This is a genomic window from Acinetobacter bouvetii DSM 14964 = CIP 107468 (genome assembly GCF_000368865.1).
Classification (GTDB): Bacteria; Pseudomonadota; Gammaproteobacteria; order Pseudomonadales; family Moraxellaceae; genus Acinetobacter; species Acinetobacter bouvetii.
In genome coordinates this window covers 984,150-1,010,989 of record NZ_KB849727.1, presented here as the reverse complement: position 1 = coordinate 1,010,989, position 26,840 = coordinate 984,150, and the positions used below count along the sequence as shown (strand labels likewise).

At 45.6% G+C, this 26,840-nt stretch carries 31 protein-coding genes, 1 tRNA gene and 1 riboswitch; of the genes, 14 read left to right on the top strand and 18 right to left on the bottom strand.

The genetic code is table 11. The features are described 5' to 3' along the window. The 7 genes from F941_RS16265 to F941_RS11725 form a co-directional block, all read left to right on the top strand. Positions 1-645 (top strand): YadA C-terminal domain-containing protein (locus tag F941_RS16265; protein WP_005011527.1); only part of this gene is annotated, 645 nt, incomplete at its 5' end. Positions 646-852: 207 nt separating this feature from the next. After that, the gene (gene lolA, locus F941_RS11750; RefSeq protein ID WP_005011523.1) at positions 853-1,545 is read left to right on the top strand and encodes an outer membrane lipoprotein periplasmic chaperone LolA; all 693 of its coding nucleotides are present in this window, start codon (positions 853-855) and stop codon (positions 1,543-1,545) included. Between the two features lie 210 nt (positions 1,546-1,755). Further along, complete coding sequence (locus F941_RS11745) at positions 1,756-2,550, top strand: RsiV family protein (protein ID WP_005011519.1); 795 nt, start codon at positions 1,756-1,758, stop codon at positions 2,548-2,550. 119 nt (positions 2,551-2,669) lie between these two features. Next, positions 2,670-3,941: a serine--tRNA ligase gene (gene serS, locus F941_RS11740; protein ID WP_005011518.1), complete on the top strand. Its 1,272-nt coding sequence runs from the start codon at positions 2,670-2,672 to the stop codon at positions 3,939-3,941. Positions 3,942-4,014: 73 nt separating this feature from the next. Further along, the gene (cysG, locus tag F941_RS11735) at positions 4,015-5,391 is read left to right on the top strand and encodes a siroheme synthase CysG (protein ID WP_005011515.1); all 1,377 of its coding nucleotides are present in this window, start codon (positions 4,015-4,017) and stop codon (positions 5,389-5,391) included. A 40-nt stretch (positions 5,392-5,431) separates the two neighbouring features. Beyond that, entirely contained in the window at positions 5,432-5,911 is a 480-nt protein-coding gene (locus F941_RS11730) for a tRNA (cytidine(34)-2'-O)-methyltransferase (RefSeq protein WP_005011514.1), read from the top strand. Between the two features lie 174 nt (positions 5,912-6,085). Further along, positions 6,086-6,556 (top strand): hypothetical protein, encoded by a 471-nt coding sequence (locus F941_RS11725; protein ID WP_005011512.1) that lies wholly within the window; start codon positions 6,086-6,088, stop codon positions 6,554-6,556. A 119-nt stretch (positions 6,557-6,675) separates the two neighbouring features. On the opposite strand, the gene F941_RS11720 is transcribed toward F941_RS11725, so the two are convergent. From F941_RS11720 to rpoD, 6 genes are all read right to left on the bottom strand, one after another. Then, positions 6,676-8,073: an APC family permease gene (locus F941_RS11720; protein WP_005011509.1), complete on the bottom strand. Its 1,398-nt coding sequence runs from the start codon at positions 8,071-8,073 to the stop codon at positions 6,676-6,678. 266 nt (positions 8,074-8,339) lie between these two features. Beyond that, entirely contained in the window at positions 8,340-9,524 is a 1,185-nt protein-coding gene (locus F941_RS11710) for an iron-containing alcohol dehydrogenase (protein WP_005011507.1), read from the bottom strand. 3 nt (positions 9,525-9,527) lie between these two features. Beyond that, positions 9,528-10,061, bottom strand: coding sequence for a hypothetical protein (locus F941_RS11705; protein WP_005011505.1), 534 nt, complete (start codon positions 10,059-10,061; stop codon positions 9,528-9,530). Between the two features lie 75 nt (positions 10,062-10,136). After that, positions 10,137-10,832 (bottom strand): lipoyl(octanoyl) transferase LipB, encoded by a 696-nt coding sequence (gene lipB / locus F941_RS11700; RefSeq protein WP_171065528.1) that lies wholly within the window; start codon positions 10,830-10,832, stop codon positions 10,137-10,139. A 110-nt stretch (positions 10,833-10,942) separates the two neighbouring features. Then, entirely contained in the window at positions 10,943-11,230 is a 288-nt protein-coding gene (locus F941_RS11695) for a YbeD family protein (RefSeq protein ID WP_005011500.1), read from the bottom strand. Between the two features lie 115 nt (positions 11,231-11,345). Beyond that, positions 11,346-13,283, bottom strand: a complete 1,938-nt coding sequence (gene rpoD, locus F941_RS11690; protein WP_081400545.1) for an RNA polymerase sigma factor RpoD — start codon at positions 13,281-13,283, stop codon at positions 11,346-11,348. A gap of 375 nt (positions 13,284-13,658) precedes the next feature. On the opposite strand from rpoD, the gene F941_RS11685 reads away from it, so the two are divergent. Both F941_RS11685 and F941_RS11680 read left to right on the top strand, forming a co-directional pair. Beyond that, entirely contained in the window at positions 13,659-13,865 is a 207-nt protein-coding gene (locus tag F941_RS11685; RefSeq protein WP_005011498.1) for a PA3496 family putative envelope integrity protein, read from the top strand. Between the two features lie 67 nt (positions 13,866-13,932). After that, positions 13,933-14,457, top strand: a complete 525-nt coding sequence (locus F941_RS11680) for a YecA/YgfB family protein (RefSeq protein WP_005011497.1) — start codon at positions 13,933-13,935, stop codon at positions 14,455-14,457. 68 nt (positions 14,458-14,525) lie between these two features. Here F941_RS11680 and F941_RS11675 read toward each other — a convergent pair whose 3' ends face one another. The 4 genes from F941_RS11675 to trhO all read right to left on the bottom strand — a co-directional run bounded on the left by F941_RS11675 (position 14,526) and on the right by trhO (position 17,277). After that, positions 14,526-14,951, bottom strand: a complete 426-nt coding sequence (locus tag F941_RS11675) for an ABZJ_00895 family protein (RefSeq protein ID WP_005011493.1) — start codon at positions 14,949-14,951, stop codon at positions 14,526-14,528. 114 nt (positions 14,952-15,065) lie between these two features. Continuing rightward, positions 15,066-15,677 carry a DedA family protein gene (locus F941_RS11670; protein ID WP_026253459.1) on the bottom strand — a complete coding sequence of 204 codons (612 nt, stop codon included), beginning with the start codon at positions 15,675-15,677 and terminating at the stop codon, positions 15,066-15,068. Between the two features lie 175 nt (positions 15,678-15,852). Then, positions 15,853-16,143: a hypothetical protein gene (locus tag F941_RS11665; RefSeq protein ID WP_005011488.1), complete on the bottom strand. Its 291-nt coding sequence runs from the start codon at positions 16,141-16,143 to the stop codon at positions 15,853-15,855. A 201-nt stretch (positions 16,144-16,344) separates the two neighbouring features. Next, positions 16,345-17,277: an oxygen-dependent tRNA uridine(34) hydroxylase TrhO gene (trhO, locus tag F941_RS11660; protein WP_005011487.1), complete on the bottom strand. Its 933-nt coding sequence runs from the start codon at positions 17,275-17,277 to the stop codon at positions 16,345-16,347. Positions 17,278-17,457: 180 nt separating this feature from the next. On the opposite strand from trhO, the gene F941_RS11655 reads away from it, so the two are divergent. After that, positions 17,458-17,946: a DUF1289 domain-containing protein gene (locus F941_RS11655; protein WP_005011486.1), complete on the top strand. Its 489-nt coding sequence runs from the start codon at positions 17,458-17,460 to the stop codon at positions 17,944-17,946. 45 nt (positions 17,947-17,991) lie between these two features. Then, positions 17,992-18,603, top strand: coding sequence for a LysE family translocator (locus F941_RS11650; RefSeq protein WP_018573083.1), 612 nt, complete (start codon positions 17,992-17,994; stop codon positions 18,601-18,603). Here F941_RS11650 and F941_RS11645 read toward each other — a convergent pair. After that, a complete protein-coding gene (locus tag F941_RS11645; protein WP_005011482.1) occupies positions 18,585-19,163 on the bottom strand; it encodes a TetR/AcrR family transcriptional regulator in 579 nt (192 codons plus the stop codon). The two genes, F941_RS11650 and F941_RS11645, sit on opposite strands and share 19 nt — an antisense overlap. 139 nt (positions 19,164-19,302) lie before the next feature. On the opposite strand from F941_RS11645, the gene F941_RS11640 reads away from it, so the two are divergent. Continuing rightward, positions 19,303-19,839, top strand: a complete 537-nt coding sequence (locus F941_RS11640) for an HPP family protein (RefSeq protein ID WP_005011480.1) — start codon at positions 19,303-19,305, stop codon at positions 19,837-19,839. A 91-nt stretch (positions 19,840-19,930) separates the two neighbouring features. Here the strand turns inward: F941_RS11640 and F941_RS11635 are convergent, their stop codons facing one another. Both F941_RS11635 and ribB read right to left on the bottom strand, forming a co-directional pair. After that, positions 19,931-20,566 carry a Bax inhibitor-1 family protein gene (locus F941_RS11635; RefSeq protein WP_005011475.1) on the bottom strand — a complete coding sequence of 212 codons (636 nt, stop codon included), beginning with the start codon at positions 20,564-20,566 and terminating at the stop codon, positions 19,931-19,933. A 132-nt stretch (positions 20,567-20,698) separates the two neighbouring features. Continuing rightward, positions 20,699-21,358, bottom strand: coding sequence for a 3,4-dihydroxy-2-butanone-4-phosphate synthase (gene ribB, locus F941_RS11630; RefSeq protein WP_005011472.1), 660 nt, complete (start codon positions 21,356-21,358; stop codon positions 20,699-20,701). A gap of 103 nt (positions 21,359-21,461) precedes the next feature. Next, positions 21,462-21,617: riboswitch (FMN riboswitch) on the bottom strand. Between the two features lie 171 nt (positions 21,618-21,788). Between ribB and F941_RS11625 the strand changes: the two genes are divergently transcribed. Both F941_RS11625 and F941_RS11620 read left to right on the top strand, forming a co-directional pair. Then, positions 21,789-23,606, top strand: a complete 1,818-nt coding sequence (locus tag F941_RS11625) for a DUF2157 domain-containing protein (protein WP_005011470.1) — start codon at positions 21,789-21,791, stop codon at positions 23,604-23,606. Continuing rightward, on the top strand, positions 23,603-24,184 hold the full coding sequence (locus F941_RS11620; RefSeq protein ID WP_005011467.1) for a GDYXXLXY domain-containing protein: 582 nt from the start codon (positions 23,603-23,605) through the stop codon (positions 24,182-24,184). The genes F941_RS11625 and F941_RS11620 overlap by 4 nt, the downstream gene beginning before the upstream one ends. A 56-nt stretch (positions 24,185-24,240) precedes the next feature. Here F941_RS11620 and panD read toward each other — a convergent pair whose 3' ends face one another. The 5 genes from panD to F941_RS11595 all read right to left on the bottom strand — a co-directional run bounded on the left by panD (position 24,241) and on the right by F941_RS11595 (position 26,821). Next, positions 24,241-24,621 (bottom strand): aspartate 1-decarboxylase, encoded by a 381-nt coding sequence (gene panD, locus F941_RS11615; protein ID WP_005011465.1) that lies wholly within the window; start codon positions 24,619-24,621, stop codon positions 24,241-24,243. A gap of 143 nt (positions 24,622-24,764) precedes the next feature. Next, positions 24,765-25,346: an aminoacyl-tRNA hydrolase gene (gene pth / locus F941_RS11610; protein ID WP_005011462.1), complete on the bottom strand. Its 582-nt coding sequence runs from the start codon at positions 25,344-25,346 to the stop codon at positions 24,765-24,767. An 18-nt stretch (positions 25,347-25,364) separates the two neighbouring features. After that, positions 25,365-25,658 (bottom strand): 50S ribosomal protein L25, encoded by a 294-nt coding sequence (rplY, locus tag F941_RS11605; RefSeq protein WP_005011459.1) that lies wholly within the window; start codon positions 25,656-25,658, stop codon positions 25,365-25,367. A 98-nt stretch (positions 25,659-25,756) separates the two neighbouring features. Further along, positions 25,757-26,710, bottom strand: coding sequence for a ribose-phosphate pyrophosphokinase (locus tag F941_RS11600; protein WP_005011457.1), 954 nt, complete (start codon positions 26,708-26,710; stop codon positions 25,757-25,759). Between the two features lie 36 nt (positions 26,711-26,746). Further along, a tRNA-Gln gene (locus tag F941_RS11595) sits at positions 26,747-26,821 on the bottom strand. Between the last annotated feature and the right edge of the window lie 19 nt (positions 26,822-26,840).

Here is a 26,840-nt window from a genome sequence, read left to right as displayed (position 1 = left end):
AACGGCAACGGCAACGGCAACGGCAACGGCAACGGCAACGGCCATGGCAATGGCGGCGGACATGGCAATGGTAATGGCGGCGGCAGCGGACACGGTCATGGACATGGCGGTGTGCCAGGCCCTCAAGGTGAAACAGGCGCTGCTGGGCCTGTTGGCCCGCAAGGCCCTCAGGGTGAAACTGGCGCTACAGGTCAAACAGGCGCCACAGGTGCAGCCGGGGATACGGGGGCAAGCGGTTTGAGCGCTTATGAGATTGCTGTTGATAATGGCTTTGAAGGCACGCAAGGAGAATGGCTGCTGAGTTTGAGGGGGCCTGCTGGGCAGGATGGTGGAAACGGCTTGAATGAGGCGAAAAGCTACACGGACAGCCGTGCCGATGAATTGAATCACAGGATTGACCGTCTAGAGGATGGGGTATATGCAGCCGTCGCATCTAGTATTGCAATCGCATCTCTGCCGCAGCCGACAGACGCCGGCTATAGTATGTTCAGTGCCGGTGTGGGAACATGGGAAGGCGAGCAAGGCTTTGCGGTTGGTTTTAGCGGTGTGTCAGAAAATAACAAGTATGTTTATAAACTGGCCGCCACAACCAATACGGAAGGTGACTTTGGTGCAGGTGCTTCAATAGGGTGGCAGTGGAAATAATGCTGAATCATTTAACTGATTAAAAGCTCCCAATCGATCGGGAGCTTTTTTATATTGTGTGCATTTCTCCATCATGATGAATAAAATCTTCTGATTTGCATTAATAACAATACAAAACTTATTGTTTTCGCTCATGTTCGTTTGAGAAATTGGTTTAAGATGGGCTATCTGACAAATTGCAATGCTGCAAATATAAAAGGTGAATCTATGAATATGCTTCGTAAAACCATGTGTGCTATGGCATTGGGTGCAGCGACATTGGCACCTGTGATAAGTACAACAGTTTTTGCTGCCACCGCAGCATCGGAGCAGCAAGCGACAGCTAGCTTGGTTCAGCAGCTGAGCGGTGTGAAAAGTTTTTCTGCAAATTTTGAACAGACGACGAAAGTCACTGGCGGCAAGGCTGTACAGAAAAAAGGCCTGTCTGCTCAGCATATGAATCAAACCTTTAAAGGGGTGATGAAGGTTGAGCGTCCGGGTAAATTTTTCTGGGAAACCTCAAGTCCATCAAAACAGACCACTGTGACCTCTGGCAAGACTGTATGGATTTATGACCCAGATCTGCAGCAAGCCGTGCGCCAAAGTTTAGACGACCAAGTGGCGAATACTCCGGCGTTGCTGCTTTCAGGCAATACCAGCCAAATTATGAAGTCATACCGTGTGACGCAGCCGAATAAAGCCAAAACCTATTACACGCTGTATCCAAAACATGGTGATGGCGCTTTCCAAAGCTTGACCATTAGTTTTGGCGCAAATAAAGCGCCAACGCTGATGATTCTGGCGGATTCATTGGGCCAAACTACATATGTGCGCTTTAACAATATGAAAGTGAATGTACCCATTCCCGCATCAACTTTCAATTTTACCCCGCCTAAAGGGACTGACATCATTGATCAGTAAGTCATCATCAGTCAGTTGGGTGAATGAACCGGCTGCTGACGCTGAAATCTCTTGAGGCAAAATTAAAAAGCAGGCGCAAGCCTGCTTTTTTTTGTTAGTGCGGTTCTTGTGCAGAATTGCAGATACATTTCGTAATGTTATCAGGTGTATAGACTGGGTATAGTGGGATCGTTTTATTTGTTTTCCGCTTTTGGCAATAGGGATTGAGTGATGAATACAGTTTATAAAAATGTTTGGGCTGCTGCAGGCGTTGCTTTTCTTTCACTGGGTCTGCTGACTGCATGCCAGCCGCGGAATGAGCCTGTGCAGGACAATCAGCACAAAGCGCAGGCAGCGCAGGTAAAAGAGCAAAGCATTCCTCTGATTCAGTCTAAAACTGTTGCAATGAAGCTGGCTAAGCCGGAAGCCTGTGATGCTGAAGGCTGCACCCAGTATTCTATTCAAACGGTTGAAACCAATGTGAACTGGATCAACCAGTATTTTGCGGAGCGCATTAAGAAAGCAGACCCGATTGCATTTTCAACGGCGCCGAATGAAAAAGTGAATTTGGCGGAAGGCGCAGAACCTGGGCTGGGGCAAAGCATAACCCATGTGCGCTATATCAGTCAGTGGGGTAAAATAGCGACATTCGCTTTAGAAAGTTATACGTATACAGCGGGCGCCGCGCATGGCATGTCTCATGTGGAATATGTCAACTTTGATTTACAGGCAAAAAAACGTTTGGCGCTGCAGGATGTATTGGCAAAAGGCGCTGAGGCCAAAGTGCTGAGCGCGCTGTATGATGCCAATTCGATGTGGCTGGAAGAGCATAATATTGAACGCGGCAAGCTGCAGCTGAGTGATAATTTTTATTATGGCGCCAGCGGCATAGTCTTTGTTTATCCGCTGTACGAATTAGCCAGCTATGCTGAAGGCATGACCGAGCTGAATTTGCCTTATCAGATGACTAAAGGCCTGTTTAAGCCTGAATATCTGCCGAATTTGCCCAATTATGAAAATCAGTAAACTGTAAAAATCTTGCAGTTTATTGTACTAATAAGCCTCAGCTGTAAGCTCGATTACTGTATTTTTTAGCGTTAAGAGCTTACACTATAGCCAGTTTTTTTCTTTGCAAATGATTGGCTATGATCGACCCGAAATTACTCAGAAATAATATTGAGGCTGTAAATTTAGCCTTGGCAAAACGCGGCGTTCAGCTGGACGCGGCAGAATGGGCCGCATTGGAAGCGCGCCGTAAAGAAATTCAGTCTAAAACTGAAAGCTTGCAGGCTGAACGCAATGCGGGCGCAAAACAAGTCGGTCAAATTAAAAAATCGGGTGGCGATGCATCCGAAATTATGGCGCGCATGTCTGCCATTGGTGATGAAATTAAAGCTGCGGAAACTGCGCTGACAGAACTTCAGGCAGAAATTGAAACTAAATCTTTATCTATTCCGAATATGCCGCATGAATCTGTGCCTGAAGGCAAAGATGAAAGTGACAATGTTGAAATCTTAAAATGGGGCACACCGCGCGAATTTGATTTCGAGATTAAGGATCATACCGATCTTGGCGAAATGATGGGCGGTTTAGAGTTTGAAACGGCAACCAAGCTGACCGGGACACGCTTTAGCGTACTGAAAGGCCCGCTAGCGCGTTTGCAGCGCGCCATCACGCAGTTCATGCTGAATACCCATACCGATGTGAATGGCTATACTGAAGCGTATGTGCCTTATTTGGTCAATGCCGATTCTTTGCGCGGCACAGGCCAGCTGCCTAAATTTGAAGAAGATTTATTCAAGCTGCAAGGCGAAAAAGAATATTACCTCATCCCGACTGCAGAAGTGCCGGTGACCAATTTTGTCCGCGATGAAATTATCGATCCGGCACGCCTTCCTTTGAAATATGCAGCGCATACCCCATGCTTCCGCAGTGAAGCGGGTTCGTATGGCCGCGATACGCGCGGTTTGATCCGCCAGCACCAATTTGACAAAGTTGAGATGGTGCAAATTGTGAAGCCAGAGGATTCAATGAATGCGCTGGAAGAGCTGACTGGCCATGCAGAAGGCATTCTGCAAGCTTTAGGCTTGCCATACCGTAAGATTATTCTGTGCGGCGGCGATATGGGCTTTGGCGCAATTAAAACTTATGATTTGGAAGTTTGGGTGCCAAGCCAAAATACTTACCGTGAAATTTCATCTTGCTCATGCATGGGTGATTTCCAGGCGCGCCGCATGAAGGCGCGTTACCGTGCAGATCAAAAGAAAACTGAATTTGTCCATACGCTGAATGGTTCTGGTTTGGCCGTTGGCCGCACTTTGCTGGCTGTAATGGAAAATTACCAGCGTGCAGACGGTTCAATTGAAGTGCCGGAAGTTTTGCGCCCTTATATGGGCGGTGCTGAATTTATCGATTAATTATCGATAAGGTGCATGCATTTGTGCACAAAAATTGCTTAAGACAATCAGATTTAAACTATTGAGGTAGTGTGTGGATATCTTTCCAATCTCTTTGAAGCTGCAGCAGCAGCCTTGTCTGATTGTCGGCGGCGGCCATATTGCCTACCGTAAGGCCGTGCTGCTTGCAAAAGCGGGCGCTGCGCTGCATGTGATTTCGCCGAATATAGATGCCAATCTGCTTGAAATTGTGGAACAGAGCGGCGGTCAATATACAAAAGCTGCTTATGGTGCAGGTTTTGCGCTGCGCGATTACCGTCTGGTGATTGCGGCAACGGATGATAAGGCAGTCAATCAGGCCGTATTTGAGGCTTGTGAAGCTGAAAATGTTTTGGTCAACAGTGTTGATGATCCGCCGCATTGCCGTTTCATGGTGCCGGCTATTATTGACCGTTCGCCGCTGGTGGTGTCTATCGCCACGAATGGCGCATCGCCAGTGTTATCCCGCCAAATCCGGACGCAGCTTGAAGCCAGCATTCCGCACGGCATGGGTAAGCTTGCTGATTTTTCAGGAAAATGGCGGACAGCCGTTAAAGCTAAGATTGAAAATCCGGATGAACGCCGCATTTTCTGGGAGGATTTGTATGCAAGTCCGCTCAAGGAGCAGGTGTTTAATGGCAATGCTGCTGAAGCTGACCGCTTAATTGAACAGGCGTTAATAGAGTGGAAACAGCCCAAAGGTGAAGTCTATTTGGTGGGGGCCGGCCCAGGCGACCCTGAGCTGCTGACTTTGAAAGCCTTGCGTTTAATGCAGCAGGCCGATGTGGTTATTTATGACCGGCTGGTATCAGCACCGATTATGGAATTGTGCCGCCGCGATGCGGAAAAAATCTATGTCGGCAAAGCGCGTTCCAATCATGCTGTGCCGCAAGACGGCATCAATGCCTTGCTGGTTAAATATGCATCTGAAGGCAAACGGGTCTGCCGCTTAAAAGGCGGGGATCCGTTTATCTTTGGCCGCGGCGGTGAAGAAATTCAGGAGCTGTTCGCAGCGGGAATCGCATTTCAAGTCGTGCCGGGCATTACCGCAGCATCCGGCTGCTCAGCCTATGCAGGCATTCCATTGACCCATCGTGATTATGCACAGAGTGTGCGTTTTTTAACGGGTCATTTAAAAGAAGGTTCTCCTGAACTGCCTTGGAATGAGCTGGTTTATCAAAACCAAACTTTGGTGCTGTATATGGGCTTAGTCGGCCTAGAAAAAATCTGTGAAAATTTGATTGCTCACGGCCAGCGCCCAGACATGCCGGTTGCACTGGTTTCTAAAGGCACAACGCCCGAGCAGAAAGTCGTGGTTGGCACGCTTGCAGACATTGCATCTAAAGTGGTCGAGCATCAGATACAGGCGCCAACATTGACCATTATTGGCGATGTGGTCAGCCTGCGGGAACAATTGCAGTGGCAAGGCTAATTCAGCCTTGCTGCATTATTTAAAAGAGTAGAGAAGTCCAGTGATCCATGTAGTGTTATACGAGCCAGAAATTCCAGCCAATACAGGGAATATCATTCGTTTGTGTGCCAATACAGGAGCGCAGCTGCATTTGGTCAAGCCTTTAGGGTTTGAGCTGGATGATAAGAAGTTGCGCCGTGCCGGTTTGGATTATCACGAATGGGCGCATATGAAAGTATGGGAAAATTTTACCGAATGTCTTGCATATTTAGAAACGCAAGGCATCGCCAATGATGCGGTTTATCCTTTAACCACCAAAGGGGTTGAAACACCGCATACATCTCATTTGAACCGCCCAGTCGCTTTGCTGATGGGGCCCGAAACCCGCGGCTTGCCGGAAGCTGTGCGCATGATGTTTCCCAAAGAGCATTGGATTCGCCTGCCAATGGCTGAAAATTCCCGCAGCTTGAATTTATCCAATGCAACGGCAGTCATTTTGTATGAAGCATGGCGGCAGCAGGATTTCAAAACATTGGCTTAAGCCTGTTGAACCATCAACAGAACCGCTCAATAGAGCGGTTTTTTTATGGCTCAACATGGCATTGCACATTTTACAGTGATGAGATTTTGTAAAATTAAGGGTGAGGATGCTTCTGAACAAATCTAAAACTGTGTATAACAAAAAATGAAAGAATTAAAAACAGGCACTTAGAACTTGAAATTTGTAAATTTGAATGTATGTGCAGTGATGCTGGCGGCAGGGTTGACGGCTTCATCTGGCTGGGCGGCTCAAACTGAAAATCAGCCTGCGGCTGCCGCGGCAGTTGTTGAAAGCATTCAGCCCGCCGATATTAAACCCTTAACCAAAGAAGAAATTCAGCAAGGCATGTCGGACTTAAGCGCCCGGCAAAACCAGCGCATAGAAGAGTGGGGCAAAACTCTAAAGCCTGATGATTTTGAAAGAAGCTGGTTTGGGCGGATTTTAAAAAAGCCGAAACGCCAGGAAGTGTGCGGCATTTATCAGGAGGTGCTGGATGAAACTTTAAAATTGGCTGTGCAAAATCAAGACCGGTTGTCTGAAGCGGACCGGAAGCTTTTGCAAGACCGCAATTTGTTTATTCAAGCTTTGGGTTATAAAAATAATATCGTTGATACCCAAATGGGGTTTAACTGCCGGCTGAGATAGCTGAGCCTTCGCTTCAGCACTTGGTGATTTCAGAAGTGAAAATGGCAAAGGCGGTTTTCATTTCAGAGGACAATAAAAAAGGCGCATGTTGCGCCTTTTTAAGGATGGTTCTTCATGCATCAATGATGAGTATCATCAAATTCGTTATGCTGCGGTGCAGGGTGCTTGAAGCCTTTGGTTTTATAGCCAAGGTACAAGATGCCGAACATTGCCCACCATAAGCCAAATTTCAGTGCAGTTTCTTCAATTTCCAGCCACATCGCAAAGATGCTGATGAAGCCGAGCAAAGGAATTACAATGAAGCTGATAATGTCTTTCAGGTTTTTGGTGCGGCCGTCACGCAGGGCATAACGCGAAATTACAGACAAGTTGACGAAAGTAAATGCGGTTAATGCGCCAAAACTGATCATTGAAATGACAATGTCCAGATCCATAAAGCCTGCAGTCAATGCGACTGCGCCGACAATCATAATATTGTATGACGGTGTATAGCTTTTATGGCTGATATGGCCGAAGATTTTTTTGTTGATGACGCCATCACGGCCCATCACATACATTAAGCGTGAAACGCCGGCATGTGCAGAAATACCTGATGCCATCACTGTGACAATGGCGAAATACAGCACAACAGTTTTGAAAGCCGCACCGCCGACAGCTTGAAGAATATCCGGCTGTGTTGCAGCAACATCCTCAAAATAAGTCTTTGGATCATTCGGGAAATAAATCTGCATAAAGTAGGTGCTGATAATGAAGATGACACCGGCAAGCAAAGCGGTTAAGAAAATCGCTTTAGGCAGTGTTTTCTCTGTATCTTTGGTTTCTTCAGCAAGCGAACTTAAGGAGTCAAAGCCCGTGAATGAGAAGCAAAGAAGTGTAGCGCCAGTAATTAATGGACCAATTTGAGTCAGTTCATTCCAGAATGGCTCTAAGCTCCAAAGCTGGTATTTTGCATTGACTAATGTGCCGTCAGCATTTACGCCGCTGGCCAGCAAGCTGTAAACCAGCCAGGTAAAGTATGCAATCACGCCCAGCTGAACAAATACGATCAGGCTGTTAAAGTTAGCCACAAACTTTGCGCCGCGTAAGTTCACAGCAGTCATGAAGGCGGTGAGGCCAATGACCCAAACCCAGTGATTAATATCTGGGAAAAGCGCTTCCAGGTAAATTACGGCCAAAATGATGTTGACCATTGGCGATAATAAATAATCCAGCCAAGATGACCAGCCCACCATAAAGCCAACATTCGGGTGAATGGATTTTTGCGCATAGGTGTATGCAGAACCCGAAGATGGATAGCGGCGGATCATATGTCCGTAACTGATGGAAGTAAACAAAATTGCAACTAAAGCAATAATATAGGATGTCGGCACATGGTAATGACTCTCTTCCGAAACGAGGCCGAAAGTATCAAACAAGGTCATTGGCTGAATATAAGCTAAGCCAATGATAATAATGTGCCAGAGCCCTAGTGTTTTTTGCAGTTTAGCTGCAGATTGAGTCCCAGAGATATTTGTCAACGGCGTTTCCTCTTAATCGTTGATCAAGGATCAGTCATACTAAATAAGGATCGTTTGAGACGAACGACCCCTCCCTATGTTTAATTTAAAAGCGCGCCAATCTACCCTAAAAAGGCGCATTTTGTCAGTAACTTTGCAAATTTTATTAGCAGAAAATATGCCAGTTTGCTTAAAAGTGCTAAAGTTATCCGATCGGCAAGATAAAAGCCCGATGTTTAAAAAAACATCAGGCTTATTTTTCGCTATATTCGCTTATTTTTCAGTAATTACCAAGCTTTTTCTAAGATAGTCTTTAAATCTTGAAGCGTGGCTTCTTTCGGATTATAGATAATCGAACCATCGTTGAGCGCTTTCTCTGCAATCTCATCAAACTGCGCCTCGGAAACCTTGCCCGTTTCACGCAATGTGCGAGGCAATTTAGTTAACGCGTAGATGCGGTCACGCATGGTTTGAAGGGTGGAAATGGTTTTATCTGCGCGCAAATGGGCAGGGGTTTGTGCATAAATATCTGGGCCAGCTAAAGGCAGCAGCAGATCCGCCAATTTATCGGCATTGATTTCTTTATTGTATTCGAGCACATACGGCAAGAACAGGTTCATGCACAGGCCATGCGGCAGGTGAGCAACAGCGCCTAAGGAATGGCCTAAGGAGTGCACGAGGCCAACCATGGAGTTGGAGAATGCGATGCCCGCCATGGTGGAAGCCTGAGCCAGCTCTAAACGGCCATTCGCCTCAGTCGGGTTATCCAGCACATTAAATAAGTTGGCGCTGATTTTTTTAATCGCTGCAGTGGCATAGGCGTCTGAAATTGGATTGGCTGCCAGACAGGTATAGGCTTCCACGGCATGGGTCATGGCATCCATAGCCGTCATCGCAGTTAAATGCGGCGGCAGCGTTTGGGTCATGCGCGGATCTAAAATCGCCGCATGCGGCATCAAATAATAGGATGCGAACGGCATTTTTACATTTTTCTGATTGTCTGACACTACGGCAACCATAGTGACTTCAGAACCTGTGCCGGATGTGGTTGGAATCACAAAAAAGGGTTTAAGCGGTCTCGGCAGATTATGCGCGCCTGAGTATTTCAGCAGGTCGTCACCGCCTTCAGACACTAGGATATTCGTAGCTTTGGAGGTATCAATGACTGAGCCGCCGCCCACGGCAATAATGGCGTCACAGTTGTTTTCACGGTACAGCTGCGCGGCTTTGCGCACCGTTTCAAGGCTTGAATCTGGCGGCACATCATCAAAAATACAGCCAATGACTGCATCTGTTGATTCAAATGCCGCTTCTATCGGCGCGAGCAGATTGTTGCTGCGCACGCCTTTATCGGTAATGATCAGCGGACGGGCTGCGCCTAATGCTGCAAGTTCAAACGGGATATGTTCCAAGGCTGCATGGCCAGCAATCACTTTCACTGGACAGAAAAATTCGTAATAAGGCTTAGCCATGAGTTAGGCGCTCCGTTTGAAATAAGATTGAGCTACTTTTAAGTAGATGCCGGCAGCTCCAGTTAATTTTTCTTTTAGGCTTAAATTGCTTGGATATTCTTTGACCGCAAGCTCTGCAACCAGTTTTGGCAAAATCAGCGCTTCCATCTTATTTAAGCACCGCACAAGGCGGATGGCGTAGGAAATATCGCCGTCTGCAATCATGCGGTCATTGGCAAAGGCCTGCGCTGTGCTCTCTTGGAAGGAAAATACTAAAAAAGCATGATTGAGGTGTTTGAAAGTAATGGTCAGATCTGGCTTGATGTCTAAATCAGGCACCAGTTCAAGATGCTTGCTTTCAGTCACTCGAGCAATAAAAGCGGGACCATGCGGAAAAACTTTCATTGACAGGGTGAAATGATCTGGAAATTTGGCGACTTCCTGTTTGACTTCTTCATCGACTTGGCTCGCCATGACTAAGCCTCTGCCAATCACGTCCATCATGAGTTTGACATAGGCTAGCTGCAAAGCGGGCTTAACGGATTTTGCTGCAATCACGCGTTCATCCCTTTTTTGAATATTATTTATTTAGAGTAAATACTCTAATTTATTTTTATGCTGAAAGCAAAAACTTTATCGCTGTTCGACTCGAACTTCCTTAAAGTAACCGCTGTTCTGTAATGTTGCAATCATATCGACGCATAAGTTCTCAAATTTAGGATAGTTTTCTACTAAATCCTGAACGCGTACCATTTCTAACCCTGCATAACCGCAGGGGTTGATGGTGTGAAAGCCAGACAGGTCACAGTCGATATTCAACGCCAGCCCATGATAAGAGCGGCCTTTGCGGATCTTAAAGCCCAGTGAGCCGATTTTGCGCTCATTCACATATACACCGGGAGCATCCGGTTTGGCATAAGCTTCAATACCGTATTTCTTGACCAGTTCAATCATTAGATTTTCTGCATAGGACACCAGTGTGCGGACATTCCAGCCAAGGCGGTTTAAGTCAAACATGAAATAAGCCACCAGCTGGCCTGGACCATGCCATGTCACTTGTCCGCCGCGGTCGGTCTGCACAACAGGAATGCTGCTGGCCATCAGGATATGTTCTGGTTTTCCGGCTTGGCCTTGGGTCAGCACATCGTGGTGCTGCAGAATCCATAATTCATCAGGCGTGTTTTCATCGCGCTGTTCCGTCAGTGCCTTCATTTCTAGAAAACGGTCTTCATATGGAGTCAGCGAGTTGTACTGGCGAATGATTAAAGACGGTTTGACAGTAGAATCAGTCACGTCGGCAGCATCCTTTTGGGAATGATTGGTATTCATCACATTATAGGGAATTGTTTTGCGCAAGGGGATGCAGATGCATGTTTTTTGCGCTGTAAGGCCAAAAAAAACACGCCCTAAAGCGTGTTTTTCCAAGACTGGATGAATGCTTACAGGGCAGTCCGGATATGTTCACAAGCGGCCAAGTCTGCATACAGCGCATGCACCTGTTCAAGCTCTTCGAAACGAAGCTGCGCAGTAATAGAGTGATATTTGCCTGTGCGCGATGGCTGCACTGTTAATGTAGCTTCATCAAACTCTGGGAAATGTTTCACTAAAATTCCTACGACAGCGCCGTGCAAATCTGCACCTGCATTACCAATGAGTTTAATCGGGTAGTCCATAGGGAATATCCAAAGATCTTCACGGAGTTCGCGAGATGGAGTGCGGTCTATCATAGTTCACCTCAAATTTTATAGACAAAGCCTGCAACAGTGCAGGCTTTGTGTTTTCATATAAGTACTTAATGGAGGCTGTCTGAAAAAATTCAAGCCTGCATTGCATGCTTAGCTATCAGTCATTTTCCAAGAATGAACGCAAATGTTCAGAGCGGGAAGGATGACGCAATTTACGTAAAGCTTTCGCCTCAATTTGACGGATACGTTCACGGGTCACATCAAACTGTTTGCCGACTTCTTCCAGAGTATGATCTGTAGGCATGTCGATACCAAAACGCATTTTCAGAACTTTTGCTTCACGTTCAGTCAAGTTTTCCAGCACTTCACGGGTTGCTTCTTTCAGGCCTTCTGAAGTCGCAGCATCAATTGGAGATGTGATGTTGCCATCTTCAATGAAGTCACCCAAATGCGAATCTTCATCATCGCCAATCGGTGTTTCCATTGAAATCGGTTCTTTGGCGATTTTCAGCACTTTACGGACTTTCACTTCGTCCATTTCCAGACGTTCGCCTAATTCTTCAGGCGTCGGCTCACGGCCCATTTCTTGAAGAAGCTGACGAGATACACGGTTGATCTTATTAATCGTTTCGATCATGTGTACTGGAATACGAATAGTACGTGCCTGATCGGCAATCGAACGGGTAATGGCCTGACGGATCCACCACGTTGCGTATGTCGAGAATTTATAGCCGCGGCGGTATTCAAACTTGTCTACGGCTTTCATCAAGCCGATGTTGCCTTCTTGAATCAAGTCCAGGAATTGCAGACCGCGGTTGGTGTATTTTTTCGCAATCGAAATCACCAAACGCAAGTTGGCTTCAACCATTTCTTTTTTCGCGCGGCGCGCTTTCGCTTCACCCACCGCCATGCGTTTAGAAATGTCCTTGATTTCTTTTACGTTCAAAACCAGTTCTTTTTCGATATCCGCAATTTTCTGCTGGAATGCCAAAATGTCTGGACGGACTTTTTCCAAGTAGCCTTTTTGATCTGGCGAAGCTTTCGCAATCTGTTCATCCAGCCACGCAAAGTTCGATTCCTGACCTGGGAAAGAGGTGCGGAACTGCGTGCGGTCCATACGGCCGCGGCGGATCGCATAGCGCATCACTTCACGCTCAGAAGTACGGATCTGCTCGTGAGTGCCGCGGATTAATTCAGAGATAATATCAAACAGGCGCGGGGTAAATTTGAACATCATGAACACGGATGCCAGCGCTTCAAGCGCATCTGCGCCTTCTTGGCTGTTGCGGCCGTGCTTTTCAATGGCTGCTTTGGTATTTTTCCAGGCATTTTCAAGTTCGGTAAAACGCGCTTTGGCTATTTCAGGATCTGGCCCCGATTCACCTTCAGAATCATCATCGCTGCTTTCAGATTCTTCTTCTTCGTCATCATCATCCAATTTTACGTCTTTGGTTGATTTGCTGTCTGATGATTCATCTTCGTCAATGTCAGATTCTTCTTCTAAAACTTCAGGAATCTCTTCATCTGATTCAGGATCTAAATAGCCTGAAAGAATGTCGGCAAGACGGCGTTCGCCCGCTTCATAATCTTTGTATTCCTGCAATACCACTTCTACAGCGTTTGGCCAGTAAGCAATAGAATGAAGAACATCACGAATGCCTTCTTCAATGCGCTTTGCAATGCTGATCTCGCCTTCACGCGTTAACAGTTCAACTGTGCCCATTTCACGCATATACATGCGGACAGGGTCAGTCGTTCGGCCTGGTTCATTTTCTACAGATGCAAGTACAGCAGCAGCTTCTTCTTCAGCAACTTCGTCAGCCGCTTCATTGCCGCCTTCGAACATCGCATCATCAGTTTCAGGCGCGCGATCATGTACAGGAATACCGACGTCATTCAGCATTTGAATGATGTCTTCAATCTGTTCGCTTTCCGTGATCGAGTCCGGGAGATGATCGTTAACCTCGGCGAAAGTCAGGTAACCTTGCTCTTTGCCTCGGCTAATCAGAGCCGCTACTTGGGAAGTAGGGGAAGTCATATCGCTCATCTTTTGCTTACTCTTCGTTGAATCTGTGGCAGTAAAAAAACCGTGCATTTCAGCACAATTCGCTTAATCAATTTATCAGTGGATAGCTTGCGTATTTCATCAGGAATATTCAGCGCTTCGCTGCCTGACGAAATATTAAAAAAATAAATTCAGTAATTTAGATGGGGGTGAAATTGTTGTTTTCAAGTTCATCCCTAGCGCGCTTCTATTTTCCATTTTACGGCATAAGCATAAAAAAGGTCATAAAACTGAAAGACGCAGGGTGGATTATATCATGCCATAGAATTCGGTCAGAATAAAAGAGCAAAATTCAATTTAAATGCAAATTAAATTGGTTAAATGAAAATAAAACTTGACAAGGTTTCATAACCCATATAAATAGCGCCTAGGACCCTTCACATTTTTCATTATGAGGTAGTTTTAGTGTCTTCTACAGATTTTGAACTAGATGATAACTACGGTGATGATGACGTTAATTTCGATGAAGCCGGCAGCAAGATAAGTGCAAAGGAATCGTTGGAAAAACGCCGCTTAATCGATGATCTTTTGGCACAGCGCCGTTTAGAAAGAGAATTAAAAGAATTTGATTACGATTTCGACGATGATGATCTGGATGATGATGAGGAATAAAATCTGATTCTGCACAGGCCATGAAAATGCTATGCTACGGCTTTAAGTTTCTATGTTTGGATGTGAAATGAGTGCTTTAGATTTAGACCTATTAAGTGAATATCTCGACGGTGATGACAATGAACACGGTCTAGATTTTGCTGCAACTCACGGTTTTCTTTGCGCAATTGCGGTTGGCCCGGCATTTGCTCAATGGCTGGACGAACTTTTTGATCATAATCAAAAGAAAGTGCCGGCTGAAATTATTGCGCAAATCAAAGCATGGCTGGAATCTATCCGTCAGAACTTGGCGAATGAAGAAGGAATTGAATTTCCTTTTGAAATTGAAGAAGCGGATGTTGAATCCAGCTTAGGCGACTGGAGTGTGGGCTTTGTTGATGCCATGTTCCTGAATGAAGAAGCTTGGTTTACAGAAGAATTCGAAGAGCAGCTGGTCGATCTGACATTGCCGATTATGGTATTCAGCGGTATTGACGACGAAGATCCGCAAATGGAAACTTTCCGCCGCAACGGGCAGTTAATGGACGAGTTGGCAGAAGAAATCCCAGAGAATTTAAATGAATTGTATTTGATGTATCACACACCGAATTAATTTTTTAAAGTTAAAAAAAGCGCCGTTCAGGCGCTTTTTTTATATTCTGGGCTGATGAATTTGTAAAATTAGCGTTGACGTTTTTTATGCTGTCCTTCTAAGCATTTTATTGCAAACCAGCCATAACTAAAATAAAACACTGCAAACTCAATAAGAATAATAAAAGCAATAGCAATCAGCCAAATCCACATTGGGATAAGCTGTAAGCTTGCAATGACGGCTTGGCTTGTTCCTGTCGCTAAGACAAAAATAAAGACCAGCAACGCGCTGATAATGAATGTACAAGCGATAGATCCCCAAATGAGTTGAACCTTTTCATCTGCATTGGGGATGCGTTTTTCCCGCTTAACAAAATGCCAAGCTGTAAAAAAACCGCCGGCAATCAGTGTTGGAACACCACTGCTGCTTCCTATATGAATAAATAGAGAGATGACTCCAAATATCATCAGGGCTACGGTGTATGCTCCTGTAAATATCCATAAATACGGCTTCATATGTTTTTTATCCCCCTTGAAAATCTTTAAAATTACAATGGATTAACCAGATAGTAAGTTGAAAATATGCTTTATTAAAAAAAATTATGCTTTCCAAGCACACTGAGCGGCGTGCTAAAGATTCTTGTTTTTGAGTTTGCGATAGTAATGCCATAGCAGCACGAAAACGACGATCGTGATAATGACATAACCGACACGGCTGAAAATTTCATGCATCAATGCCTGATTTTCACCAAAATAAAAACCGACACAGGCCAGGAATGTGGTCCAAATAATCGTGCCTAGCGCGCTGTAGAACATGAATTTCCAAAAAGGCATGCGGCTCATGCCGGCAGGGATGCTGATCAGTGAACGTACAGCAGGCACCATGCGCCCAAAAAATACAATACGGTGGCCATATTTTTCAAACCAAAGCAGTGACTTTTGGATATCTTCAGATTTTATAAATAGATATTTTCCATAGCGGTCTGTGAAGCGGAAAATGGCATCATGGTTAAATTGATAGCCAATCCAATACAGCAAGGCCGCTGCAGTCAGAGAACCGATGCAGCCTGCAATAATAACGCCGCTGAGCAGCAGCTGCCCTTGTGACGCGGCATAGCCTGCGGAAGGCATAATAATTTCAGAAGGAATGGGCGGAATTACATTGTCTAAAAACATCAGCAGGGCAATGCCTAAATAGCCCAGCTGTTCCATGATGGACAGTATCCACTCGGTTAAATTCATGCTTTAAGTATTCAAATATATCCAAATTATCCTAAGCGTTATTGCCGCTTCCGTAAAGCATCAATATCAGTGAAGCCGCCGATGATTTGGCGGCGGACTGAAGCTGCACAGTGTGGTGCAAAGCCCGCGTGCGCTTCATGTGCGGCTGTACTCTCCATGAAAGTCAGGCTGGCCTTTAATACTCATCATCGTCTTGCATATGGATGAGTGTGTAGATATAGATTTCACGCAGCAGGTAGGGGAGCGCAAAAGGAATCCAGCTGAGCAATAGAACATTGGCAGTGGTTGTTTTAAGGTGATAAGCGATAAAAAGCGCGATCAGTGCGCCAATGAGTGTCCCCAAAACGACAATAAAAAGATGAGATTGCTGATGCAGCATCTGATTGATTTTATTTAATTCAGCATATTGGTGATGATGCGGCATACGGTGGTTGTGCTGTACTGGCGCAGCTAAATTTTTAGGCATTTTACTTTCCTTTTCAATTAATTGTGAATCGAAACGGCAATTTATAATTCAAAATATATAGAGCAGGAGCGCCGCCGAAAAGTGTTTAAATTGTGATTTTTGTCACTTTTTATTTCTATTGTGTATGTCGGATGTAAAAAATCAGGCCCTGCTAAGAGGGCCTGATGAAGAAAATTTCACACTGCCTGCTGGCAGTAAGCGTTATAGGCGCTTGCGTTTGGCCGCTAAAATTTGGGACTGGCGCATGCGGAAGCCTGCTTTTTGCTGTTCAGATGTTTTGTCGATGCAGTATTTGCATGATACGCCATGTTCATAGCTTGGCAGTTCGACTTCTGCAGGAAGCAGTGGCCAGCCGCAAGCGTGACACTTGATATTTTCGCCTTCTTCCATGCCATGTGTAACCGCGGTACGGCCGTCAAAGACGAAACATTCACCTTCCCACATGCTTTCTTCTGCCGGGGTTTCTTCTAAATATTTTAAAATGCCGCCTTTGAGGTGGTAAACCTCATTGAAACCTTCTTGCAGAAGCAGAGATGTTGATTTTTCACAGCGGATGCCGCCTGTGCAGAACATCGCAATTTTCTTGTCTTTGTGCTGTTCCAGCTGTTTTTTTACGTAGTTAGGAAATTCGCGGAAAGTTTCTGTTTGAGGATCAATCGCGCCTTTGAAGGTGCCTGCTTTATATTCATAATCGTTGCGGGTATCAACCAGGATCACGTCATCACGGGCGATCAGTTCATTCCACTCTTTCGGGTCAAGATAGTGTCCGACCAAATCACGCGGCTTAACTTCTACGCCCAAGGTGACAATTTCTTTTTTGTGTTTGATTTTCATCTTGCGGAATGGCTTCTCAGAGCTGTGAGACTCTTTATATTCCATGGATGCAAAACCTTCATTCAAAAGAAATTGATGAATAGCGTCAACCGCTTGACGGTCACCCGCAACAGTGCCGTTAATGCCTTCATCTGCAACAATCAGAGTACCGCATAAGTTGATGGTTTTTACCAAATCCAGCAGGCGCTGCTGTAAATCAGCAGAGTCCTGTACTTCTTTGAATTGATAAAGCGCCGCAACAACCCAGCCATCGGCCGCATGCTGTTCTACAGGTGCAAGCTGTTCTACAGTAGCGTTCATGGATACTCCAATTGAAAATTAAGAATTTTGAAAGGCACATATTTTAACGTGAATTGCCGCAATAAGCGAGTCATCCTATACAGATTCATGGCTTCTCATCCAGCAGCAGAGCGTGTATATTCTTGACCAGCCGGCAAAATGCCGGCCGTGCAGATTTGATGAATTATATGGGAGCTTGCATTGACTACGGATCGCCGGATTGCCTCATTAACCCCTTGTGCGGGACGCTGTTCGACGGTATTTGGTGATTCAGTCTGCCGCGGCTGTAGGCGCTTTAATCATGAAGTGATCAGATGGAATACCTACACGCCGGAACAGCACAGTGCAGTTTGGCATCGGCTGGATGCACAGCTGGATCAAATTTTAGTGCCGCTGTTGCCGCTGGCGGATCTGCGGCATGTGGAAGGTTTTGTGCTGTCTAAACGGGTGCGCCTGCGTCCAGATGCGACCCGCGGCCGTAAGCTCTATCATGCTTTGAAGCTATGTGAAAAAAACCGCCACTTTACCGATGAAAGCGGTTTAGGCATTCATTATAAGCAAGTCCGTCCGCTTTGGGATGAGTTTGAACGCCGCATTTTGGCTTTAGCAACGGCCAGTTATGATCTGGCTTTTTTAAGAGCGGACGGCATGAGTATGCATTTGCTTCAAAGCATGGATGAAGAGGACTAAGTCCTCTTTTTTTATGAAATTAAAAATGAATAATGGGGGCATAAAGTGAATTTTGCGGAATATTTTTTATATTGCGCGGCTGTTGTGGTAATGATCGCGACGCCAGGGCCAGTGATGCTGCTCGTCGCCAGTGCGGGGCTGCAGGGCGGCTATAAGCGTGCGCTGCAAACCATTTTTGGAACTAATTTTGCTTCGCTGGTGCTGATTTTGCTATCGGTGCTGATTTTAAAAGGCGCACTGAATATTAATGAACAATGGCTGAATGGCATTAAGGTGCTGGGCTGCTTCTATATTGCCTATATCGGTTTTGATATTCTGAAAGAAGTGGCGTCACGCTCTTCTGCCGAAAATGAAATGACACTCAATGCAGTGTCTGGCGGTTTTAAAAAAGGCTTTTTAGTGGGGATTTCCAATCCCAAAGATATTATCTTTTTTGCCTCATTTTTCCCGCAATTTACCGGTGTTACCGCCGATTTAAACCTCAGTTTAATCGTCTTGACTATGAGCTGGATCATCTTGGATTTTGCAACATTAAGCATGGTCTATTTGTCATTTAACCGCTTAGCCCAATCCGCCTGGTATCCAAAGCTGCTGGCCTTATGCGGGCTGATCTTGATTGCCGTCGCGATCTATGGCATTTACGGCATCTGGTTTTGATCCTCGGTTTGCGTCTGAAAAGATTCAATGACATCAAAAATCAGCGCTCTGCTCATTGCCGCTGTTTGTGCTTGAAAGCCTTCGACCAGAAATTGATTGATTAAGCCCTCCAGCTGTAAATACATCAGCTGTGTAATGGCTTGACCGCGTTTTAGCTTAAGGGTTTGCGTTTGAATCAGAGAGCGAACCCATTGTTTATGCTGCTGGGCGATGGCAATGATGCTGTGATCGTCTGGGCTGGATTCGCCAACTGCGCGGACAAACAAACAGCCTTTGAAATGGTCGCTTTGAAACCATTGAATATGCCAATCATAGATTTTTTTTAAAGCGTCCACGCCTTGCAGGCCATCCACAGCAGCTTGCAGGCTTTTCCTAAAACGCTGATCACGGGCTTGCAGCACACTCTGAACCAATTGATGCTTATTGCTGTAATAGGTATAGAGCGTTGTTTTCGAACAGCCCGATTCATCGCGGATTAAATCAACGCCTACACCGCTGAAACTTTGCTGATTAAACAGCTGTTCCGCAGTTTTTAAAATTTTATCTGCCGATTTAGACATGCATTTACGCTCGCATTGGATCCAATGAATATTACCGCATCGCCGATTTTTGAAATCGGCTATTTACAAATAGTACAGATCTGTACTATTTTGATTTTAGCGCGCGCTATCTCTGAAATCAATATCGAAGGGCTGCATTATGTTTTTATTGTCAGGCAAAGAAAAATTAGCGCCTAAACCCAGTGCAGGCATGCTGCTGCGCGGGTTTGCAGGCGGCATGCTGAGTATTTTTATTTTATTGCTGCTGAGTGGTTACGCGCATCAGCCTTGGATTATGGCGCCGTTCGGCGCGAGCTGTGTATTGCTGTACGCTGTGCCGCAATCGCCTTTGGCTCAGCCGCGCAATTTGATTTTTGGGCACGTGGTATCTGCGGCTATAGGCTTATGTGTTGCACTGTATTTTCCAGTTAATACTTTCAGTATTGCTATAGCTATCGGTTTGGCCATTTGCTGCATGCAATTTTTTAGATGCGTGCATCCGCCAGCCGGCGCCAATCCTTTGGTCATTTTATTGACGGCGCCGGCCGTACACTATGATTGGGGATTTTTGCTGTTTCCAGTTTTATCCGGTGCGGTCAGTCTAGTGGCTGTAGCCTATGCTGTGAATAATTGGCGCAGCAGCAAGCCATGGCCAGAGTATGGTTTGGCCTTATGGCATAGTAAAATGAAAGAGTGAATCGCTGCCGCGAAAGTAGCAGCTATATTTTAGGATGAGGCCATGCAGATGTAGCGTATATGCATCTGCTAGCTATACTTTTCACACTGGATTAATCATCAATGAAATTAAATAGATGACGAACAAAGCTGAACAGGCCGATAATGTCCATAAATAAATCGAAAGCACCCATATGCGCGTTATAGCCGAGCTGATCTGCACGCATTAAAATTTGGCTGGTATCGTAAAGGATCCAGCCAATAAATATGACTGAGCCGAAAATACCGATAAATAGAGATAAAGCGCTGATATGAACAAAGAATGAAATAACTGATAGGGCAAGAATGACCCAAAATCCGATATTTAAACTAGCGCGTAAAAAGGAAAAATCTTTTTTACTGAAAAAAACATAGCAGCTGGTTCCCGCAAAAATCGCCATGGTGGTTACAGCAGCTGTCAGAAAGACATCTGGACGGTATAAGTGTGCAATTTGGCCTAGGCATAACCCTGTAATGACTAAAAATACTGGAAAAACCGCTTTAATCGGGTTGCGTAAACCAAACCAGCCGCATGTAATCCAGATAATGGAATCTAAAAGCATCAGCGGGCCAACGGAGGCGGGCGGCAGATGGGTGTAGGAAAATATGCCTAATAAGGTCATTAGTGCTAAAGCGCCGAAAAGCACCTGATAAGTACGCTGGATGAATTGGCTGTCTTTACGGCTTAAATCTGAAAAATGGCTGAGCATGATTGAACCTTATTTATTTGTAATTATTGGTTATATTCTTTTATTAAATTAAATGTGACTAAAAAGCAAACATTTTTCGACCTGCAGAAAAAAGCCCAGCGTACAGGCTGGGCCTTTTATTAAAGCTTTATATTAAATTTGGTGCGCAAGCCGATATTGCACAATTTCTTCAATGGTAATGAGAGTGAGATTGTGTGTTTGCGCATAAGACAAGACTTGAATGCCGGAAGCCATTGAGCCATCTGGATTGGTCACTTCACAGAGGACGCCGGCAGGTTTGAGGCCAGCCAAGCGCGCCAGATCTACACTGCCTTCAGTATGACCGCGTCGGGTGAGAACGCCGCCATCACGTGCGCGTAAAGGAAATACATGTCCCGGACGGTTTAAATCGCTAGCTGCTGCGCCATCTTTAACGGCGGCATGAATGGTGGTGGTGCGGTCTTGGGCTGAAACCCCAGTGGTGACACCTTCAGCAGCTTCAATAGTCACAGTGAATGCGGTTTTAAACTGGCTGGAGTTGTCTGTCACCATAGGCGGCAATTCGAGATGGTCGGCCAATTCATTGGTCAGCGTTAAGCAAACGATGCCTGAACCGTCTCGAATCATGCGGGCCATGGTTTCGACATTCAGGGTTTCCGCAGCGACAATCAGGTCGGCTTCATTTTCGCGGTCAAAATCATCCATGACCAAAACGGGTTTGCCTTGGCGCATATCTTCAAGCGCTTGCGCTATGCGCTGCTCGAATGGAGGAAGGGCTGAAAAGAAAATTTCGGGTTGAATTAAACTGGACATTGAAACGCTCTCGTAAGTTTTAAAATACGGTTGAACATTTCAGGACATTGAAAAATAGGCGCAGCAGATCAATTGCAGCAGAGGCTGTAATTGAAACTTTTAACGTCGTCTTCTTTCATCCGGACTATACCGTCGGCTTTGGTATTTCACCAAATCTGCGAATCGCGGTTAAGCGATAGGCTCGTGGGCTGATTCAGTCATAATGATTTTATGCTGAACTTACCACCGGTGGGGAATTGCACCCCGCCCTGAAGCGATGTGCCATGAGTATATGCCTGTTTCAGTATTTAAGGGGGGATTTTTTATCGTGAATCATTGCAAAATTTAAGATAAGCAAAACAGATAATTTGATTTGTAAGCTTTTTTATTGAATCTGCAAAAGCGTGCTATCTTGCCAAAAGATCTTTAAAACGGATAAATAATCATAAAAATGACTGATTCCGAATTTTCAGCGCCCAAAAATGAATTTTCTCCGCGCTTATTTTGCAAAGCCCAAGTCATTCAATACTTACAGGTTATTGGACTGTCACTGATTGCGGCCAGCATCGTGTATTTAATCGCCGCGAATTGGCTGATGATTCCAAAATATCTGCAGTTGGCTATTCCGATGACTCTGCTGCTGTGCAGTGCTTTGTCCAGTATTTATTTTACAGCACACAGCTGGATTCGGCAGAGTTTAGACTGCATCAGCGGGTTAATGCTGGGGATGAGCATGGCGGTCATTGGGCAAGTGTATCAGACAGGTGCAGACAGCTATTTGCTGTTTTTAATCTGGGCTGTGCTGCTTTTGCCATGGCTTTATCGGCCTAATATTGGCGTATTCGCGCTGTTTTGTGCAGTAAGCCAGCTGGCGCTGTCTCTATTTTTTAAACAAAGTTTTCTTTTTGAGCAGAAAGAGCTACTGTATCTGTTCGGCATGAATGTGCTCACAGCGCTAAGCGCTGCCTTTTGTCTAAAGTTTTATCCAGCTTTACGTTTTGTTTTTATTGCGTTTATTGCGGCGATATCGGCGTATTGCATGTTTAATTTCTGCAGCGGCCAAGCACCGTATCAATGGCCGTATCTGGAGCTTTCGATTTTTTTGCCGCTTTGCCTGTGCGGGTATTTCTATAAACAGCGGTTATCTTTAGAAACCAGTTTGCAGGCAGCCGGGCTGGCGGCCAGTGTCAGCATTTTAATCTTTCATTTTGCCGAACATCTGCTGGATGATTCTATTGCCGGCTTGCTGGTGCTGGCTTTACTGATTTTTGCCTGGTTTGCGGTGATCAGCTTACTGCTGATAAAAATGCTGCCTAACACTCAATTTGCCGTGATCCCTCTGGCGATCGGCGCTTGGTTTGCAGGCATTATTTTGGCGTCTTTGCTGCTGACCTATTGGAAAATTTTTTCGATTTTGATGGGGCTGGCCTTTGTTGCCCTCGCTTGGTGGATGATCCGCCGTGTTTCCAGTGTATTTTCCCGGCAATTTGCTTATTGCTTGTGGTTATGCGGGCAAGTCGCTGTATTGGTGCACACGCAAATGCTGACAGATAGTTTTGCCATTATTTTGCTGATTCAGCTGGGCTTTACGCTGTTGTGCATGCTTAGCCGCATGCATTGGCTGATTGTGCTGATTCAGCTGGTGGCCTGTTATGGATTGAGTATTGCGGCTTTGGGCAGGGGTAATTTGTTCCGTACGGATGAGCATTTGTTTTTCAGCATAATGATCCTAAACGGCCTGCTGTTGATTGGCCTGCTGTGTACAGGAAGCTGGTGGCTAAAATCCATGTACCGCAAGGCATTTTCACTCTGGATGCTGTTTATTGTATGGGCCGCGGCGGTGCTGCAAACGCCGCTGAGCAATTTTATGCACTTGGATTTTTCATTCAGTCCGGCGGTGCAGAATACGATTGTCTACGGTCTGCCGCTGTTATGGCTCTGTCTGTATATCGGGCTCTCAGATCCGCATGATACAGGTTTGGAAAAGTGGCTGGCGGCGGCTTTAGGCTTCACCCTGATCTTGATGGGCTATTTTGAAATTTTCCTGCTGCTGGTATTCCTGTCATGGGCTGTCGCGTATCAACAGCGGCTGGTGCAAGGGCTGACTATTGTTCTGCTGATCTTGATGTTATGGCTGCTGTATTACAATTTGGATTTGAGCTTTCTGCTGAAAAGTCTGAGCATTCTTGTGTCTGGCGCGCTGCTGCTGGCTATGGCTCAGCTGCTGTTGAAATCCTCAGATGTGAAATTGCAGGGAGCTGCACCATGAAGAAAATGATTCCCTTATGGCTGGCGGCATTCAGTATTGCGCTTTTTCTGATTATGATTGGCCGGCATGAATGGCATTTGGCGCACAGTGGCAGCATTTATGTGAAACTCAAGCCTGTTGACCCCCGCTCAATTTTACAAGGGGATTATATGGCGCTGAATTATCAGCTGTATCTGGCTGAGCTGCCGCCTGCGATGGAATTGATAGAAGATCATTTGCCATCCGATGCGGAAAAAGTGTATTTTTATAATCAATCCAGCATCTTAAGCTATGTACAGCTTGATGCGCAGCGCAGAGTCATTCAGACCCGCTTTGATCCGCAGCTGCTGAATGACTATCCCGATGCATCTGCAAAATTAGTGCTGCGGAATCCTCACAATACCTTTGAAGGGCTGTATCCGGCAGCCCGCAGCTTTCTATTTGCAGAAGGTTTGGAGCCATGCTATCGCAATGCGCAATTTGCTGAGCTGAAAGTGCGTGAAAACGGGCAGCCGCTGCTAGTGAATTTGGTGGGTGAAAACTTGAAAGCGCTGAATTGCGAACAGCAAAATGACTGGTGGAAGGGCAGTCACAACTAAAATTTTGAGTTTAAAAAAGCCCGCATTCATGCGGGCTTTTTTAAAGAATTCGGGTATTACGCAACTTGAACAGGAATACAGTTCGCAGTGTGGTTCACAGTATTGTTTGGATTTGCATACACCAAGCGCGGCTTATGCGCATTTGCTTCGGCTTCTGTAAAATCGCCAAATGTGGCAATAATCATTAAATCGCCAACATCTGCTTGATGCGCTGCACCGCCATTGACTGAAATGATGCCGGAACCTTCTTCACCGCGAATCGCATACGTGCTGAAACGCTTACCATTAGTCACGTTCCACATGTGAATTTCTTCATATTCGCGGATACCGGCTAAATCCAATAAAATGCCGTCAATTGCACAAGAACCTTCATAATGTAATTCTGCTTGTGTAACGACGCAACGGTGAATTTTAGCTTTTAATAAACGAGATAGCATGGCTAGCGTCTCCTTAGTGGACCTAAGATTTTCATCTTGTGGTTGAATCAAACTGAACTTGCTGGATCAGCAATCAGGCAAGCGCATTTTGCCCTTAAAATGGCAGCATGGCAAGCAGCATGGTTCAACAATTTATTGACTTATCAGTTTGGTTTGTAAGCATTGATTTGATTCATGGCAGGCTGAATTTCACCATTCACCAGCATATTGATGCGGGCTAAAGCATGGCTGATTGCATCGTCCATTAAATCTTGTTCACTGCTTGGCGCTTTGCTTAAAACATGTCCTGAGACACGTTCTTTAGAACCGGGGTGGCCTATTCCAATGCGTAAACGGTGGAAATTTGGACCTGTGTGCGGAACGATGTCACGCAAACCGTTGTGACCGCCGTGACCGCCGCCAGTTTTTAGGCGGATAATGCCTGGGTTCATATCCAGTTCATCATGTGCGATGAGCATGGTTTCAGGAGAGATATTGTAGAATTTTGCGAAGGGGACAACACTTTTACCGGAGAGGTTCATAAATGTTGTAGGCAGCAGCAGACGAACGTCATGGCCTTCTATATTGCCGCGCCCGCTGATTCCATTGAATTTCGGGTCAGCTTTTAAATTTATGCCATATTGCTCTGCAAGGCGTTCTACAAACCAGAAGCCTGCATTATGGCGGGTTTGGGCATACTCTTTACCAGGGTTGCCCAAACCGACAATCAGTGAAATATTTGACACTAATTACACCAATAACACTTATGCGCGAACAAAGTCAGCGTGCATAGGCGTGTTTTTAGCTGGGTGACGCTGTAACGCTTTGATTTTAACGCTTTCAGTTTTGTCGCCAACTTTGATTTCTACAACTTCTTCAAAGAATGCGTTGTTTTCTAAAGCTTTAACAAGCTCACGAAGTTCTAAAGTTACAGCAACAGGTTCGCCTGAACCGTAGATGATTGCTGGTACTTTGCTTTGCAGGCGAAGGCGGCGGCTCGAACCTTTCCCTTGAACTGCTTCTTCACGTGCTGCTGCGTTTAATACGAAGTTTGCCATGATAGACATCCTATTTAAGTTTAATTGAGCTGAACTTTCGACCAGTTCAGCGATAGAAAACCCTGCTAAGAGCAGGGTTTTGAAAATTTAGCGCTATATTATAGATAAGAATCAAACATTGCGCTAATAGATTCTTCGTTGTTAATACGACGAATTGTTTCAGCAACCATGCTTGCTACTGAAACTTGGCGAATCTTGCCGAGCGCTTGAGCTTCTTCAGAAAGCGGAATGGTGTCAGTCACAACCAATTCATCAATCACTGAATTTTTCAAGTTTTCGATCGCTTTGCCTGATAAAACAGGGTGAGTTGCATAGGCAACAACACGGCGTGCGCCAAATGTTTTCAGCGCGTCAGCAGCTTTACATAAAGTACCTGCTGTATCGACCATGTCATCGACAATAACGCAGTCACGGCCTTTCACATCGCCAATCAAATGCATCACTTGTGATTCATTCGCTTTTTGACGGCGTTTATCAATGATCGCAAGATCAATATCGCCCATTTGCTTCGCAACTGCGCGAGCGCGGACTACACCGCCTACGTCCGGAGAAACAACCATTAAGTTGTCATGGGACTGTTGGCGCAAGTCAGCAAGCAATGCTGGCGTACCGTAGATGTTGTCTACAGGGATATCGAAGAAGCCTTGGATTTGGTCTGCATGCAGATCAATCATTACAACACGGTCAATACCTACTGTAGTCAGCATGTCTGCAACAACTTTAGCGGTAATAGGAACACGTGATGAACGAGGACGACGGTCTTGACGGGCATAACCGAAGTAAGGAATAACGGCAGTGATACGGCCTGCACTTGCGCGGCGAAGCGCGTCTGCCATAACTAAGATTTCCATCAGGTTATCATTAGTCGGGGCACAAGTAGGCTGTACAACAAATACGTCTTTACCACGCACATTCTCAGTGATTTCTACAGCAATTTCACCATCAGAAAAGGTTGAAACAGCAGCAGCACCTAGTGGGATATGTAAGTGGCTAACGACTTTTTGAGCGAATTGTGGATGCGCGGTTCCACTAAAAACGACAAGATTGGGCATGAAGCACCCTTGGCGGTTGATATGTATGGAAATAGATGGCAGGGGCGGCTGGATTCGAACCAACGGATGCCGAGATCAAAACCCGGTGCCTTACCACTTGGCGACGCCCCTAATGCGGCAGAACTTTAAT